This window comes from Salinivibrio sp. AR647 (assembly GCF_001995415.1).
In the GTDB taxonomy this organism is placed as follows: domain Bacteria; phylum Pseudomonadota; class Gammaproteobacteria; order Enterobacterales; family Vibrionaceae; genus Salinivibrio; species Salinivibrio costicola.
In genome coordinates this window covers 71,285-87,676 of sequence record NZ_MUFE01000011.1, presented here as the reverse complement: position 1 = coordinate 87,676, position 16,392 = coordinate 71,285, and the positions used below count along the sequence as shown (strand labels likewise).

At 49.0% G+C, this 16,392-nt stretch carries 11 protein-coding genes, 4 tRNA genes and 1 rRNA gene; 10 read left to right on the top strand and 6 right to left on the bottom strand.

Annotated elements, in window-relative coordinates; genetic code table 11:
• Positions 1 to 24 precede the first annotated feature (24 nt).
• Both rrf and BZG76_RS13205 read left to right on the top strand, forming a co-directional pair.
• Positions 25 to 140, top strand: a 5S ribosomal RNA gene (gene rrf, locus BZG76_RS13210).
• A 59-nt stretch (positions 141 to 199) separates the two neighbouring features.
• Positions 200 to 276, top strand: a tRNA-Asp gene (locus BZG76_RS13205).
• A 77-nt stretch (positions 277 to 353) separates the two neighbouring features.
• Here BZG76_RS13205 and ilvY read toward each other — a convergent pair.
• Positions 354 to 1,217 carry an HTH-type transcriptional activator IlvY gene (gene ilvY / locus BZG76_RS13200; RefSeq protein WP_077461707.1) on the bottom strand — a complete coding sequence of 288 codons (864 nt, stop codon included), beginning with the start codon at positions 1,215 to 1,217 and terminating at the stop codon, positions 354 to 356.
• A 131-nt stretch (positions 1,218 to 1,348) separates the two neighbouring features.
• Between ilvY and ilvC the strand changes: the two genes are divergently transcribed.
• Entirely contained in the window at positions 1,349 to 2,833 is a 1,485-nt protein-coding gene (gene ilvC / locus BZG76_RS13195; RefSeq protein ID WP_077461706.1) for a ketol-acid reductoisomerase, read from the top strand.
• Between the two features lie 90 nt (positions 2,834 to 2,923).
• Here the strand turns inward: ilvC and ubiK are convergent, their stop codons facing one another.
• The 4 genes from ubiK to BZG76_RS13175 form a co-directional block, all read right to left on the bottom strand.
• The gene (ubiK, locus tag BZG76_RS13190) at positions 2,924 to 3,190 is read right to left on the bottom strand and encodes a ubiquinone biosynthesis accessory factor UbiK (protein WP_021022177.1); all 267 of its coding nucleotides are present in this window, start codon (positions 3,188 to 3,190) and stop codon (positions 2,924 to 2,926) included.
• 100 nt (positions 3,191 to 3,290) lie between these two features.
• Complete coding sequence (locus BZG76_RS13185; protein WP_077461705.1) at positions 3,291 to 6,383, bottom strand: multidrug efflux RND transporter permease subunit; 3,093 nt, start codon at positions 6,381 to 6,383, stop codon at positions 3,291 to 3,293.
• 12 nt (positions 6,384 to 6,395) lie between these two features.
• Positions 6,396 to 7,502, bottom strand: a complete 1,107-nt coding sequence (locus BZG76_RS13180) for an efflux RND transporter periplasmic adaptor subunit (protein ID WP_077461704.1) — start codon at positions 7,500 to 7,502, stop codon at positions 6,396 to 6,398.
• A 21-nt stretch (positions 7,503 to 7,523) separates the two neighbouring features.
• A complete protein-coding gene (locus tag BZG76_RS13175) occupies positions 7,524 to 8,084 on the bottom strand; it encodes a TetR/AcrR family transcriptional regulator (RefSeq protein WP_025744533.1) in 561 nt (186 codons plus the stop codon).
• Between the two features lie 167 nt (positions 8,085 to 8,251).
• Between BZG76_RS13175 and rep the strand changes: the two genes are divergently transcribed.
• Positions 8,252 to 10,279, top strand: coding sequence for a DNA helicase Rep (gene rep / locus BZG76_RS13170; RefSeq protein WP_077461703.1), 2,028 nt, complete (start codon positions 8,252 to 8,254; stop codon positions 10,277 to 10,279).
• Between the two features lie 69 nt (positions 10,280 to 10,348).
• Here rep and BZG76_RS13165 read toward each other — a convergent pair whose 3' ends face one another.
• On the bottom strand, positions 10,349 to 10,783 hold the full coding sequence (locus BZG76_RS13165; protein WP_077461702.1) for a c-type cytochrome: 435 nt from the start codon (positions 10,781 to 10,783) through the stop codon (positions 10,349 to 10,351).
• A 323-nt stretch (positions 10,784 to 11,106) separates the two neighbouring features.
• Here BZG76_RS13165 and BZG76_RS13160 point away from each other — a divergent pair.
• The 6 genes from BZG76_RS13160 to BZG76_RS13135 all read left to right on the top strand — a co-directional run bounded on the left by BZG76_RS13160 (position 11,107) and on the right by BZG76_RS13135 (position 16,390).
• Positions 11,107 to 11,183: transfer RNA gene (locus tag BZG76_RS13160), tRNA-Arg, on the top strand.
• A 32-nt stretch (positions 11,184 to 11,215) separates the two neighbouring features.
• Positions 11,216 to 11,291: transfer RNA gene (locus BZG76_RS13155), tRNA-His, on the top strand.
• Positions 11,292 to 11,315: 24 nt separating this feature from the next.
• Positions 11,316 to 11,392, top strand: a tRNA-Pro gene (locus BZG76_RS13150).
• Positions 11,393 to 11,990: 598 nt separating this feature from the next.
• A complete protein-coding gene (locus BZG76_RS13145; RefSeq protein WP_077461701.1) occupies positions 11,991 to 13,709 on the top strand; it encodes an ABC transporter ATP-binding protein in 1,719 nt (572 codons plus the stop codon).
• 90 nt (positions 13,710 to 13,799) lie between these two features.
• Complete coding sequence (locus tag BZG76_RS13140) at positions 13,800 to 15,353, top strand: ABC transporter substrate-binding protein (protein ID WP_077461700.1); 1,554 nt, start codon at positions 13,800 to 13,802, stop codon at positions 15,351 to 15,353.
• Between the two features lie 59 nt (positions 15,354 to 15,412).
• A complete protein-coding gene (locus BZG76_RS13135) occupies positions 15,413 to 16,390 on the top strand; it encodes an ABC transporter permease (RefSeq protein ID WP_021022169.1) in 978 nt (325 codons plus the stop codon).
• The last annotated feature ends 2 nt before the right edge of the window (positions 16,391 to 16,392 follow it).

Genomic DNA, 16,392 nt, shown 5'->3' with positions numbered 1-16,392 from the left:
AAAGTGAAGACACACCAAATTTTGCTTGGCGACCATAGCGCTTTGGACCCACCTGATTCCATGCCGAACTCAGTAGTGAAACGAAGCAGCGCCGATGGTAGTGTGGGGTCTCCCCATGTGAGAGTAGGACATCGCCAGGCTTTTATTACAATTGATTAAAGCAAAGAGATATAAGCCTTTAGTCATACAGAATTGGTGCGGAGTGGTAGTTCAGTTGGTTAGAATACCGGCCTGTCACGCCGGGGGTCGCGGGTTCGAGTCCCGTCCACTCCGCCACTACTTAGAAGCCCTAGCTGAAAAGCTGGGGTTTTTTGCGTTTAAGCCCCTGCATAGTGATGTTGGGGCTTTTTGGGTTATCGCATCGTATCGAGTAGGGCGTTGAGTAAAGGCTCTTTGGCGCGGGAAGCTTTACAACAAAGGCCTAGTTCGAGAGGTTGCACAATTTCTTGGCGCAAGCGCTCAACCTTATCTTTTACAGGGCTGTTATCAATCACCACGTCCGGCGCAACACCAATACCACAGCCTAATGCCACCATACTGACAATCGCCTCGTGACCCGCTATTTGTGCGTAGACGTTTGCCTCGATGCCTTTGCTGGCCAACCATTGATCAGCGAGTTCGCGCGCTGTTCCCGCTTCGGGCAAGATTAAGGGTGTGTGTTGCCAGTCAATGGCTTGTAAGTCAATGCCACTGCTGGCCATTGCCGGCGCGATAACCGACAAGCTCACGGTATCAATGGGTTGAAAGACTAAACTTGACGACAAATACTTTGGTTTAGCGGCAATGGCAATGTCGGCGCTATTGTCTTGCACCTTTTCTTCTGCCTGAGCGGGATCGCCGGTCAGCAGTTGTAGCTCGATATTTGGGTATTGCTGACGAAAACGCGCGATTAACTCCGGTAAATGGCTATAGCTGGCGGTGACCGAGCAAAAGAGCGTGAGCTTACCGCCGAGCAAAGAGGCATGTTCATTAATATTAGCTTTGGTGGTATGCCATAGTTGTAAGATTTCTCGCGCCACGGGTAATAACGTTTTTCCTGCGGGTGTTAAGGTAACGGCTTTGTTCGTCCGAATAAACAACGGCTGACCGATGTCCTCCTCAAGCCGTTGAATAATCCGACTTAGAGCCGACGGGCTAGCATGCATGGCTTTTGCCGCACGGGTATAGCTTTTGGTATCACAGAGGTGAAGAAAACCCGTAAGTTGTTTGGTGTTCATGGTGTGTTCTTGCTTTATTTGCAATGTCATGTTGTGAATATATCACTTTAGGCAATGTGATGGTTAAGGTAGTATCAAAATTAAGCGGTGAAAACGCACCCAATCATGGATTCGAATCAATGGAGCACCCTATGGCGAACTACTTTAATACCCTGAATTTGCGTCAACAATTGGAACAATTAGGCGTATGCCGATTTATGTCGCGCGATGAATTTGCCAACGAGGCCGAATTCCTCAAAGGTAAAAAAGTGGTGATTGTTGGCTGTGGGGCGCAAGGGCTTAATCAGGGTCTAAACATGCGTGACTCGGGTCTTGATGTGGCTTATGCACTGCGTCAGGCGGCGATTGATGAGAAGCGTCCTTCTTACCAAAACGCGGTCGAGCATGGGTTTACAGTGGGGAGCTATCAAGATGTGATCCCACAAGCGGATTTGGTGATCAATCTGACCCCAGATAAGCAACACTCCAACGTCGTAGAGACCGTCATGCCGTTGATGAAAGATGGCGCTGCGCTCGGTTACTCTCATGGCTTTAATATCGTCGAAGTGGGTCAGCGCATTCGTGAAGATATTACCGTCGTTATGGTGGCGCCTAAGTGTCCAGGTACCGAAGTGCGTGAAGAGTATAAACGCGGCTTTGGTGTGCCAACGCTGATCGCGGTCCACCCAGAAAATGATCCTAACGGCGAAGGCTTTGAGGTTGCGAAAGCATGGGCAGCCGCAACCGGCGGTCATCGTGCAGGGGTGCTAGCGTCTTCGTTTGTGGCGGAAGTAAAATCAGACCTGATGGGCGAACAAACCATCCTGTGTGGCATGCTGCAGGCCGGATCGGTTGTTTGCTATGAGAAAATGATTGCAGAAGGTGTTGAGCCGGGTTATGCGGGTAAACTTATTCAATATGGCTGGGAAACGATTACTGAAGCGCTGAAATTCGGTGGCATCACGCATATGATGGATCGCTTGTCCAACCCCGCGAAAGTAAAAGCCTTTGAGCTGTCGGAGTCGCTTAAAGAGCTTATGCGTCCCCTTTACAACAAACACATGGATGACATTATCTCTGGCCATTTCTCCGCGACCATGATGGCCGATTGGGATAATGGCGATAAAGATCTTTTCACTTGGCGTGAGGAAACGGCACAGACCGCGTTTGAAAACTATCCCGAGTCAGATGCCAGTATCAGTGAGCAAGAATTCTTTGATAACGGTATTTTGATGGTTGCTATGGTGCGTGCTGGGGTCGAGCTTGCCTTTGAGGTCATGGTGTCGTCCGGTATTGTGGAAGAGTCGGCGTATTACGAGTCATTGCATGAGTTGCCGTTGATTGCCAACACCATTGCACGTAAGCGTCTTTACGAAATGAACGTGGTTATTTCCGATACGGCAGAGTACGGTAACTACTTGTTCGCTAATGTGGCGACGCCATTGTTGCGCGAGCATTTTATGCCAACGGTGGGCGCGGATGTGATTGGCAAAGGATTGTCAGAAACATCTAATCAGGTTGATAACGCCACCTTGATTGAAGTGAATGACCGTATTCGTCATCACCCGATCGAATATATCGGCGAAGAGTTACGCGGCTATATGACTGATATGAAACAGATTGCACTTGATAATTAATCGCGCTCGATAACTGACTGCCATCAGTTGAAATGATACGCAGAGATAAGCCTGGCCTGAGGGTCAGGCTTTTTGCGTTGATGCGATCGGTTATTGCTGGTTATCTTGCGATTGGCCGATCTTTGTTTCCATTTCTTCAAGCTTTGCTTCGAGCTCGGTGAGCTTTTGACGCGTGCGCAGTAATACCTGAGTTTGTACATCAAACTCCTCACGGCTTACCACGTCAAGCTTAGTCAGCTGGCCTTGAATGGCTTGGCGCACACGGCTTTCCATATCCGTGCCTAACTCTTTGACAGGCTGAGGCATGGCATCGTGAATTTGCTTGGCCATTTGCTCAAGTTTTTTCGGGTCAAACATGGAATACTCCTTTATTAACTGTCTTTATTCTATGTAAATACGTACAGCTTGTCGAAAGGATGACAAAAGAAAAGGGCCCGTAGGCCCTTAATAGGATGCATTAATGTGATGCACGATAGTCTTCATCGAGCTTATCAAGCTCATCGTCTTCGACAAACACCGGCAGCGGCTTGTGCTTGCTGGCCAGATAGGTATAAATCACTGGCAGAACGAATAGCGTGAATAATGTCCCGATGGCAAGACCCGCCACGATGACTATCCCGATGCTAAAGCGTTGTTCGGCACCGGCGCCGCTGGCAAACATAAGCGGGATAAGGCCTGCAATCATTGCAGCTGTTGTCATCAAGATCGGACGCAGACGAATTTTTGCAGCCTCTTTTACCGCATCCATTCGACTGGCTTGGTGATATAGCTGCTGCTCTTTGGCAACTTCACAGATCAAAATACCGTGCTTGGTAATTAGACCTATCAAGGTTATCAGCCCCACCTGCGAGTAGATATTCATCGATGACAGCCCCCACGCCAAAGCAATCAACGCGCCACAAATCGCCAGAGGCACTGAGACCAAGATCACCAGAGGGTCGAGTAGCGATTCGAACTGAATCGCAAGCACTAAGTAAATAATCGCCAGCGCAAACAAGAAAGTTGCATACAGTGCACTGCCTTCAGTGACGTATTGACGCGATTCACCAAGATAATCGTGCTGATACCCTTTTGGCAGTTCTGCCGCTTTGCTTTCAAACCACTCTACGGCGGTACCCATGGTCACGCTAGGGGCAGCAACGGCACTAATCGTCGCAGCATTCAATTGATTAAAATGAGGTAACGAGCGCGGCTCGCCTGTCACTTCAATATCAATCAAAGAGCCGAGAGGTATCGAATCACCATTGGCAGCGCTCACGTAGTAGCTTTCGATCGACTCAGGGTTAAGGCGATATTTACGCTCAACTTGCGGGATCACTTCATACGATCGGCCGTCAAAGTCAATACGATTAATGTAGCCGTCGGCCATCATGGTTCCGATCGTCGTACCGATATCACGCATGGTGACGCCATACGATCCCGCTTTATCCTTATCAATATGGATATTCATGGTGGCGGAGTCGAAGTTAAGGTTAAGCTCCGAGTAAACGAAATTTGGGCTTGATTGCACTTCGCCCATGATTTCAGCGGTTACCTGATACAGGCTTTCGAAGTTATTGGGCGATGTCACCACAAATTGAATAGGCAAACCTGAGGAAGCACCTGGCAATTCCGGCATTTCGAAGGTGGTGACCTTCATACCTGGAATATCCTTCACTTCATTCGCCATGCGTTTGACTACCTCAGACTGGCTCGCTTCCCGCTCGCTCCAAGGTACTAATGAGGCGATACCAAAGGCTTGATTCGACTTAGGTACCCCGGAGAAGACTTGTGAGAAAGCCACTTCGGGTTGCTGGTCCAGTTTTTGGTTCACTTCCGCCATGCTATTTTGGATGTAATCCAAGTTAGCGGTGGAGGGCGCAGTACCCATCATGACCACCACGCCTTTATCCTCTGACGGAGCAAGCTCACTAGGAATAAAGCTAAACAGCACCGGCAGGGAAGCGAATACAATCACCGCAAACGTCACGATCACCGGACGGCGCTCCATCACCTTGCTGAGCATACGCGCATACTTATCTGTCATCCCGTCAAGGAAGCGATGTACCGCTAACTCAAAACGACTCGGTTGCGCATTGGCTTTTAACAAGGTCGCACACATCACCGGCGAGAGCGTTAGTGCGACAATGCCGGACACAAACACTGCCCCAGCAAGCGTTAATGCAAACTCCTTAAACAGGGAGCCGGTGATCCCGCCCATCATGGCGATAGGGGCATAAACGGCTGCCAGTGTTAGTGTCATAGAAATAACGGGCACCGCTATCTCACGGGTACCAATGATGGCGGCACGGAACGGCGACTCACCTAACTTAATATGACGGTCGATATTCTCGAGCACCACAATGGCGTCATCGACCACCAAGCCGATGGCCAGAACCATGGCCAGTAGCGTCATCAAGTTCAGTGAGAAGCCAATCATTTCCATCACTAGTGCTACACCAATCAGCGACAGCGGGATGGTAATAATGGGGATGATCACCGCGCGGAACGAGCCCAAGAACAGAGTAATAACCACCAACACAATTAACGCGGCTTCGATGATGGTTTTGATTACCTCATTGATTGACTCATTGATCGCATTCGACGAGTCATACAACACGTTCATCTCAATGTTGCTGGGCATGTTACGTTCCACTTCGGGCAACATGTCCATCACGTCGGCAGCAATATTGATCGGATTGGCTGAGGGGGTAGCGTTAATGGCTGCGACAACTGCCTCGGAACCATTGGCAAGCGCTCGGACTCGGTCGTGACTTTTTTCCAGCGAGACGTTAGCAATATCGCCTAACCGCACGATGCGGCCATCTTGCGTATCAACCACCAGTTTGGCTAACTCTTCTGGCGTTGAAACTTGCGTATCCGCACTGCCGTTGTAGACCATAAAGGTACCGGTAGCTTGACCGGTTGCCGACTGGTAGTTATTGGCATCGAGTACTGACATGACATCAGTGGCACTTAGCTTAAAGGCCGCCATCTTTTCAGGATCAAGCCATACACGTAAGCCGTACTTCACCCCGCCATATAGATCGATTTTTGACACCCCACCCACAGTAAACAATTGGGGTTTAACCACGCGCTCAAGATAATCGGTGATCTGGCTCGAGTCGAGTTCTGGCGAGGTAAAACCGATATACATGACCGCGGTCGTAGAGCCGGTCGACATGGATACGGACGGATCTTCTGATTCTGCCGGGAGCTGTGCCCTTACCGAATTGACTTTGGCCAGTATATCTGCCAAGGCGGCATTCGGATCGGTATTTAGCTTCATGTTGACTGTGATTGTCGATGATCCCAGCACCGATTCTGAGGTCATAAAGTCAATATTGTCAGCTTGGGCGACAGCTTGCTCGAGCGGGGTGGTAATAAAACCCTGAATCAAGTCAGCACTGGCACCATAATAGCTGGTTGTGATGGTGACCACGGTATTGGTCATCTCCGGGTATTCCCTAACTTGCATCTTAAATAAAGACTGCAAGCCGAGCAGTGCAATCAGAATACTGATTGACGCAGCTAGCACTGGGCGCCGGATAAAAATATCAGTAAAGCGCATCACATCCTCGTCTTACAATTGAGGTAATTGTTCTGGTGGAGTGAGAGCGTCGTTGTCGACGATTTTCACTTTAGAGCCATTGCTTAAGCGCACCTGGCCGGACGTAACAACCTGATCGCCAGGCTCTAGACCGTCGATAATGCGCGCTTGATGGCCACGACGCTCGCCGACTTTAATAACTTGTTGATAGGCGCGCTTTTCTCCGTCTTCTTCACGGATCACATACACACTTTCACCGTATAGGTTGAAGTTAATCGCAGTTTGATCAATCACGATTTGCTTCTCAATCGTCGGCAAGACGATATCGGCGCGGGCAAACATCCCTGAGCGCAACTGGCCATCATTGTTGGGAATATTGGCTTCCACTTTAATCAGGCCGCTCTGGCTGTTGACCGCAGGCTCGATAGCACTGATAGAGCCGATGAATTCTTTTTCAGGATAAGCATCGACTGTAATGCGTAATGCCTGGCTTAGACGGATCTTCGAGATATCGGTTTGCGGCACGGTAAAGCGCAGTTTCATTACCGAGGTATCTTCTAGCCGAGCAMTATCGGTACCTGGCTGCAGGTACTCACCCATAAATACATTACGCAGGCCAATCACACCATCAAAGGGAGCTTGAAGATTACGACGTGCAATGGTGGCTTCAAGCGCATTAATGTCAGCTTGTAAAGAACGGTAATTCGCTTCAGCTTCATCCAATGCTTCTTTAGAAATCGACCCTTTAGTAAACAGTCCTTGATAACGTTTGAACTTGGCTTCTGCGGCGGGTAATCGTGCTTGCGTACTTGCCAAGTTGGCTTTTTCAACGCTAGAGTCGAGTTCAACCAGATTTTGCCCACGTTTAACGGTTTGGCCTGATTCAAAGTTGATCACATCCACCACACCGGCAATTTGCGTGGTTAAGGTGATCCCTTGATTGGGCTCAACAAACCCGATGGCATCCATGGTGGGTGTCCAGGGTTCAGCGTTAACGGTCACTGCCGTCACTGGGTGCGTCGGCTCTGGCATGTTTGCCATATACTCTGCAACCTTTTGCTGCTTAAAAAGGTTAAAGCCAATCACACTGCCAAACAGCAGCAGTGCAAGGATAACCATAAAGAAAAACCATTTTTTCATCGAAGTAAGCTCCGAGCGTCGTTAGTGAAGAGAAATTGCATCCCAGCAAGCTTGGATCGCATCTGCGATAGCATAACTGTCTAGAGTTATAACACCCCGAACCTGTTTGCGAGCTAAACAAAAAACGGGTTCAAGCCCCAAGGTGATGAGCACCTCATCGTCCAGTGGCTTAAAGCGCTTTTGCCGCTTACCTTCCTGAAAGACTTGATAAAGATCAGAGAAGGCCTCTCGCTCTTGCTGGGTTTGTGACTGATCATCGCGTGGCAGAGCATCAAACTGGTCACGAGATAATAATAAGTGATCGCGTTGTAGCATCATGGTCCACGTGTTGCGCCATAACCGCTCAAATTGATCTTTTAGGGTTGGTTCATCCTTTACCCCCTGTTGAATATGGGTCGCACATTGCATCATAAGGTGCATAGACAGTTGACGAAGCAAGTCTTCTTTATCGTTAAAATAGCGATAAATGGTGCCGGCGGCCACTTGCGCTTGGGTGGCGACCTGATGCATTGAGACCTTGTCGAGCCCACGCGTGGCAATCAGTTGCTCTGTCGCCGCGAATATTTGCGTACGTTTGTCCATTGATGATGAACTTACTAGTGAATGAACGTTCATTCATTTTAGAGTGAATTTTGTGCGTATGACAAGCATAAATTGTAGCAAGCTTGTTGAGCCTTGCTTGGGTGAGATAGACATCAGTAAGATTCCTTCTACAATGCCCTCTCAGCCATTAACGAGGTGCCGCCATCATGAAGCTTAATCCTGCGCAATCGGATGCAGTCCGCCATATTTCTGGCCCCTGTCTGGTGTTAGCTGGCGCAGGCTCGGGAAAAACACGCGTGATTACGCATAAGATCGCCTATTTGGTTCAACAATGTGGCTATAAAGCGCGTCATATTGCCGCGGTGACTTTCACGAACAAAGCGGCACGAGAGATGAAAGAGCGCGTGGCACAAAGCTTGGGTAAGCAAGAATCGCGCGGCTTGATGGTGTCAACCTTTCATACCTTGGGCCTGAATATTATCCGCCGAGAATACAAAACCTTGGGGTTAAAAGCGGGCTTTTCGTTGTTTGATGATCAAGACCAATTAGCGCTACTCAAAGCTCTGACCGAAGAAGAGCTAGATAATGATAAAGACTTGCTGCGTCAATTGGTGCACACCATCTCCAACTGGAAAAATGCCATGTTGGGACCCGATGAAGCGTTGGCGCAAGCACAAGGTGAGCGGGACCAGTTATTTGCCGCCTGCTATGCGCGCTATCAAAAACAAATGCGGGCCTATAACGCGCTCGATTTTGATGATCTTATCTTGATGCCGGTGGCGCTACTTAGCCAAAACCAAACCGTGCGTGAGCGTTGGCAAGCACGTATTCGCTATTTATTGGTCGACGAGTATCAAGATACCAACACCAGCCAGTATCAATTGGTGAAGCTGCTGGTGGGTGAGCGATCACGCTTTACCGTGGTAGGGGATGATGACCAATCGATTTACTCCTGGCGAGGCGCTCAGCCGAAAAACCTGGTGTACTTACAACAAGACTTTCCGCGTCTGCATGTGGTGAAGTTGGAGCAAAATTACCGCTCAACCAGTCGAATACTGCGTGCAGCCAATATCTTGATAGCCAATAACCCCCATGTATTCGAAAAAACGCTATTTTCTGCCTTGCCCGATGGCGACATGCTCAAAGTGCTGACTGCCAATAACGAAGAGCATGAAGCGGAACGTGTGGTTGGGGAACTGATAGGCCACCGTTTTTTAGGGCGTACGCAATACAAAGATTACGCGGTCTTATACCGTGGCAATCACCAATCGCGTTTGATTGAAAAAGCCCTGATACAAAATCGTATCCCGTATAAAATATCAGGCGGTACGTCCTTTTTCTCGCGCGCCGAAATTAAAGACATCATGGCCTATTTGCGCTTGTTGACCAACCCAGATGACGACAATGCGTTTTTGCGCGTAGTGAATACGCCGCGACGCGAAATTGGCCCGGTGACATTAGAAAAACTCGGCAGTTATGCCAATCAGCGCGGCAAGAGCTTGTTTGCGGCGAGCTTTGAGTTAGGCCTGCCCCAGCATTTATCTGGGCGAGGGCTGGCTGCCCTGCAAGCGTTTACGCGGTGGATTGTGGAACTGTCTGATCAGGCTGAGCGGGGCGATACCGTGTCCGCGATACGATCACTGTTGCGAGATACACAGTATGAAGATTGGCTGTATGAGAGTTCATCCAGTCCCAAAGTGGCAGAGATGCGGATGAAAAACGTCTCACAGCTTCACAGTTGGATTGTCGCTGATCTTCAGGGGGATAATCCGGATCAGGTTGAACGAAGCCTGCGAGAAGTGGTTCAGCGCCTGACGCTGCGTGACATGATGGAACGTGGCGAAGATGATGACGAGGCTGACCAAGTACAGCTGATGACGTTGCACGCATCGAAAGGGCTAGAATTTCCATACGTGTATTTGATCGGTATGGAAGAAGGCTTGTTGCCTCATCAATCGAGTATTGATGAAGATAATATCGACGAAGAGCGGCGTTTAGCTTACGTCGGATTGACCCGTGCGCAAAAGGCGCTGACCTTTGTCGTTTGCAAAGAAAGGCGTCAGTTTGGCGAGCTTATCAAGCCACAACAAAGCCGTTTTCTCGACGAATTGCCGTTTGATGATCTTGAGTGGGAGTCGCAGAAAAAACCTGTGTCTCAAGAAGAGAGAATGGAAAAAGGGCAAGCGGCGATCGCTAACTTAAAAGCCATGCTCGATAAAAACAAGTCACCCTAAACACAGCCTTGCTCAGTAAGTAACGCCGCGAAGGCGGCGTTACTGTCAAACGATTGATGAGCCGTGCTATTAGAGTGCGTCGAGCATGTGCTCGATAGCCGCGACGATTTCATCATCCGAGCAGTCCATACAGGTGCCTTTGGCAGGCATTGCATTAAAACCGTTGATAGCATGTTTGGCTAGGGTTTCCATGCCTTTATCAACACGTGGGCCCCAAGCGGCGGCATCACCGATTTTAGGGGCGCCAGCTGCGCCTGTGCCGTGGCAGGCTGTGCAGTAAGTATTATAGACTTGGTTACCGCTACGTGGGCCAGTTGGTTCTGCTGCCGCCGTTTGCGTGGGGGCTTCTCCATCAATATACACGTCACCCACAGGCGCAATGCGCTCGGCGATGGCGGCTTTTTCTTGTTCAGACACTTCTAATGCTTGCGCAGCAGAAGCAAATAGTAGAGCGGCTACCGAGGCAACCATAATACGACCTAGACTTTTTCCCTTTGCGCTCACAATGACACTCCCACATTACTGGTGGCTTAACGCCTTTTTTATGTTATTTGCCGCCAACCTTAAGGGGTGAATCAATCAAGAGTGATTCGGTTGCGGCCTGTCAGTCTCGTCTCAACGGATTTGCCAACCTCGCTAGGTTAACCCCGTGTAAAGATTAGGTGATTATAGCGCTTTAGATTGTTACGTTAAACCGTTATAGTAGAGACCTTACTGACGATTTCTACGCGATTTGTTGAAAAAGAGACCAGTCAGTAAAAAAATTAAAAAAAATGCTAGACGGCTGGTGGTGATATCCGTAATATTCGACACCGCCAACGGGGCAAGCGCCCGTAGCTCAGTTGGATAGAGTGTTGGCCTCCGAAGCCAAAGGTCACAGGTTCAAATCCTGTCGGGCGCGCCATTCCGGGATAGGAATATGGCAGAAAATCAGTGGTGGCTGTAGCTCAGTTGGTAGAGCCCTGGATTGTGATTCCAGTTGTCGCGGGTTCAAGTCCCGTCAGCCACCCCATTATTTTCGCACTAAGCGATATGTCGGTGAATAGCGCAGTTTGGTAGCGCATCTGGTTTGGGACCAGAGGGTCGGGGGTTCGAATCCCTCTTCACCGACCACTATTACAAACCCTAGCCTAACGGCTGGGGTTTTTTCGTTTATGCCTTTTCCTCTTTCTTCTCTGTTTCTCTCCTCTGTTTCCTTGTGTCGATTCGCTGACATAGAAAATAAAAATACGGAAATTAGAGCGCTATCAAGGTTTAGCGAGATAAAAAGTCATCAATTGGTCATAAATTCACAACTGATCGATACAACTGCTATACCTGTCTTTACTAAGAATAAAAAACTACTTAATAAGTAACTTATAACTTATGCAGTGTGTCGATCATTTATAAATCAGTCATTATCACTACGGATGTTATATGGCCGTTAATTCAGATGGCTTTATTCTATGCGTGATTTGCTTTAAAACAGAGGGAATGGGAATAGCTTATATCTTTATGATATGAAGTGTGTTTTGTGTCTTGCCGCCGGGCAAGTGCTGGTAGTTAGATGAATGAATATCCGAGATGATTAGGCCTTTATGGTGTTTTCTTCTGCGATGTTGATTTTTTGTGAAATGTTTGCCAGATTGGAATCGCATCTCTCCAAGGCGAGGCAGCCCCTTGTTTTGGTTAGCACGTTGGTCGTCACCTTTGACGATATCAAGGATGAAAAATGTCACTGCTAGAAGTTAATAACCTCCGAATAGAGTACCCGTCTCGCCATGGTGTCCACGCGGCCGTGACCTCGCTGTCATTAACGATTGAGCGTGGTGAGATTGTCGGCGTGGTCGGTGAGTCCGGCGCAGGTAAATCAACCGTTGGAAATGCGGTGATTGATTTACTTAGCCCTCCAGGACGCATTGCCAGTGGCGATGTATACCTCGATGGTCAAAAAATATCGGGCCTGACACCCAATCAAATGCGCAAAGTGCGTGGCGATAAAATTGGATTTATTTTTCAAGATCCCATGACCTCGCTGAACCCGTTATTTACCGTCGAGCAACAGCTGACAGAAACGATAATAACCAACCTTAATCTGACGTCCCAGCAAGCCTATCAGCGTGCGATAAGCCTGATGGAGCAAGTCGGGATCCCAGAGCCTGAGTTGCGTATTAAGCAGTATCCGCATCAATTTTCTGGTGGGATGCGTCAGCGCGTGGTGATCGCGGTCGCATTGGCCGGTGAGCCAGATTTAATTATCGCTGATGAGCCAACGACAGCATTGGATGTTTCGATTCAAGATCAAATTCTCAATTTGATTCGCGATTTATGCCAGCAGAAAAACGTGGGTTGTATGTTAGTGACCCACGATATGGGCGTAGTGGCGAATGTGACCGATCGTGTCGCGGTCATGTATCGAGGTGACTTAGTTGAACTTGGCACCACACAGCAAGTGTTGGGCGATCCGCAACATCCTTACACCCAAAGCTTAATCTCCGCCGTGCCACGCTCCGATATCAAACTGGATCGTTTTCCTTTGGTGAATTACATCGAAGAAGCAGGTGAAACCCTTGAGCTGGATGTGAAGAACCACTGGCTAGGACAAAGCCAAGACCAACGCGCTTATTCTGGCCCCTTGTTACAAGTAAAGGACGTCTCGTTGCGATTTGTGACCAAGGATTCGTTTTTTGCCAGCCGTCGCGAATATGTCCAAGCCTCGGACCACGTCAGCTTTGATATTGTTGAAGGGGAAACTTTTGGTCTGGTCGGCGAGTCAGGCTCCGGGAAGTCAACTATCGCTCGGGCGATTACCGGGCTGTATCCGCCCAATACCGGCCAGATTATTTTTGAAGATATCGATTTGACCGCGATAAAAAGTGAGCGGGCCCGTCGTCCAATCCGTCGTCAAATGCAGATGGTGTTTCAAAACCCCTATTCATCCATGAACCCACGGATGAAGATTTATGACATTATCGCGGAACCGATTCGCTTTCATCGCTTAGCTGAGGGTGAGTCACAAATCCGCCAAATCGTCGGTGACTTACTCGACCACGTTGGCCTGGGTCGCAGCGCTGGGATTAAATATCCGCACGAGTTCTCTGGAGGGCAACGTCAGCGTATCTCGATTGCCCGCGCACTGGCGACGCGACCACGGTTGCTGATTTGTGACGAGCCAACCTCCGCGTTAGATGTCTCTGTCCAGGCTCAGATCTTAAATCTGCTTAAAGATCTGCAAGACGAGCTCAATCTGACCATGTTATTTATCAGCCATGATTTACCGGTGATTCGTCAAATGTGCGATCGCATCGGGGTGATGCGTAAAGGTCAGCTACTTGAAGTCGCCCCAACCGAGCAACTTTTCACTGACCCACAACATGAATACAGCCGTCATCTTATCTCATTAATGCCAGAGTTTAAGGGAATGAGCACGGAAGGTTTGCAATCGGCATAGCACGCTATGTCGACGCGGCCAAGGGCCGCACCGTATCTATGATGCAAACACAGCAGGGGATATACCCCCTACGCATAAAGGAGCTATGCAATGAAAACAATGAAGAGCAAGATAGCCGTGGCACTTATAGCCGCCGGCCTGAGTTTTAGTGCTGCCGCTGCCGACATTACAGTGGCTTATGACGCGGATCCCGTTTCTTTGGATCCGCATGAGCAGCTTTCCGGAGGTACACTACAGCTATCACACATGGTCTTCGACCCCTTGGTTCGTTTTACCCAAGATATGGATTTTGAGCCTCGTCTCGCGACGTCTTGGGAGCGTATCGATGATGAAACCGTGCGTTTCAATCTTCGCAAAGGCGTGACGTTCCACTCTGGTAACGCGTTTACCGCTGACGATGTGGTATGGACCTTTGACCGTTTGAAATCATCACCTGACTTTAAAGGGATTTTCACCCCAATCGTTGACATCAAAAAAGTCGATGAGCACACAGTGGATGTGGTCACCGACGGCACCTACCCACTGGTAGAAAACGTGATGACCTACGTGTTCCCCATGGACAGCAAATTCTATAGTGGTGAGACCGAAGACGGACGCGACAAATCTGAGCTGAAGAAAAATGGTTCAACGTATGCATCAACACACTTGTCAGGCACAGGGCCATACGTGGTCGACGAACGTGAACAAGGCGTAGTGGTTGAATTTGACCGTAATGAGGATTACTGGGACAAAGACAGCGTAGGCAATGTCGACAACATCACGCTGCGTCCGATCAAAGAAGATGCCACCCGTGTCGCGGCACTGCTATCGGGTGACGTCGATATGATCGCCCCTGTATCGCCCAACGATTATCGTCGTATCGATCGCTCTGATAATTTGCAGCTGGTGACCATGCCTGGTACACGCGTGATTACCTTCCAAATGAACCAAAGTGTGGTGGAAGAATTTAAAGACCCGCGTGTCCGTCAAGCGGTGGCGTATGCGGTCAATAACGAAGGCATCGCGCAAAAAATCATGAAAGGCGCCGCGACACCGGCAAGCCAGCAAAGCCCAGTCGGTTATGCGGGTTACAATGCCGATCTCGCGCCGCGTTATGACTTGGCGAAAGCGAAAAAGTTGATGGAAGAAGCCGGTTATCCTGATGGTTTTTCTGTCACCATGATTGCCCCCAATAACCGCTATGTGAATGATGAAAAAATCGCTCAAGCGGTATCCGCGATGATGGCGAAAATCGGCATCAAAGTGGATTTACAGACCATGCCAAAAGCGCAGTACTGGCCTGAGTTTGATAAGTGTGAAGCCGGTATGCAAATGATCGGCTGGCACCCAGATACGGAAGATTCGGCTAACTTTACCGAGTTCCTTACCATGACCCGCAACGCTGACACGGGTAAAGGGCAGTATAACTGTGGCCATTACTCGAACAGTGAAGTGGACAAACTGGTACTCGATGCGAATTCAGAAACGGATCTGGAAAAACGTAACGCGATGCTGCAAAAGGTCGAGAAGATCTTGTATGACGATGCGGCTTTCCTTCCTCTGCACTGGCAAGATCCGTCTTGGGCAGCCAAAAATAACGTTAACATCAAACCGATCGTTAACGGTATGAACTTCCCTTACTTCGGCGATTTAGTGGTCGAGTAATGGATTGACACAGGGCCCCAATCCTGGGGCCTTGATTATCCAATCGCTTAGAGGCACACATGGTAACGTTTTTAGTCAAACGTCTGGTACAGGCACTGATTGTGATGTTTGTCATCAGTCTGGTGGCGTTTGCTATCCAAGACAACCTTGGCGACCCCTTGCGGGAGCTGGTGGGACAATCAGTATCAGAAGCAGAGCGCGATGCGCTGCGCGATGAAATGGGACTTAATGATCCCTTTATAACCAAATATACTCGCTTTGTCGGTCAGGCCCTACAAGGTGATTTAGGCAATTCTTACTTCTTTAAACGACCGGTTGTCGATGTCATTTTAGATAAACTGGGCGCCACTTTAGAGCTGGTGGTCGGTGCGGCGTTGATCATCGTGGTGGTGTCGATTCCACTTGGTGTGTACGCCGCGATCCATCCCAAAAGTATACTTACCAAGATTATTATGGGCTTTAGTATCGTAGGGATTTCGATTCCCGTGTTCCTGACGGCAATCATGCTGATGTACGTTTTTTCCATTGAGCTTGGCTGGTTACCTTCCTATGGGCGAGGAGAAACGGCCAATTGGCTAGGTTGGGAGTCTGGCTTTTTCACTTTAGACGGCCTTGCGCACTTAGTATTACCCGCCGTGTCATTGGCTTCTATCATGTTGCCGCTATTTATTCGCTTGGTGCGTTCTGAAATGTTGGAAGCGTTGGGCACTGAATATGTCAAATTTGCGCGTGCGAAAGGGCTCCCCGAAAATAAGGTTTATTATCAGCATGCATTGAAAAACACCATGTTACCTGTGGTGACTGTAGGCGGAGTGCAAATCGGTACCATGATTGCCTATACCATTTTGACAGAAACCGTGTTTCAGTGGCCGGGAATGGGTTTTCTCTTTCTTGAAGCGATCAACCGTGTCGATACACCTTTGATTACTGCCTATGTCATTTTCGTCGGATTAATCTTTGTCGTCACCAATACATTTGTCGACTTACTGTATGGCCTGATTAATCCCACGGTTAACATTACTGGTAAGGAGGCGTAAGC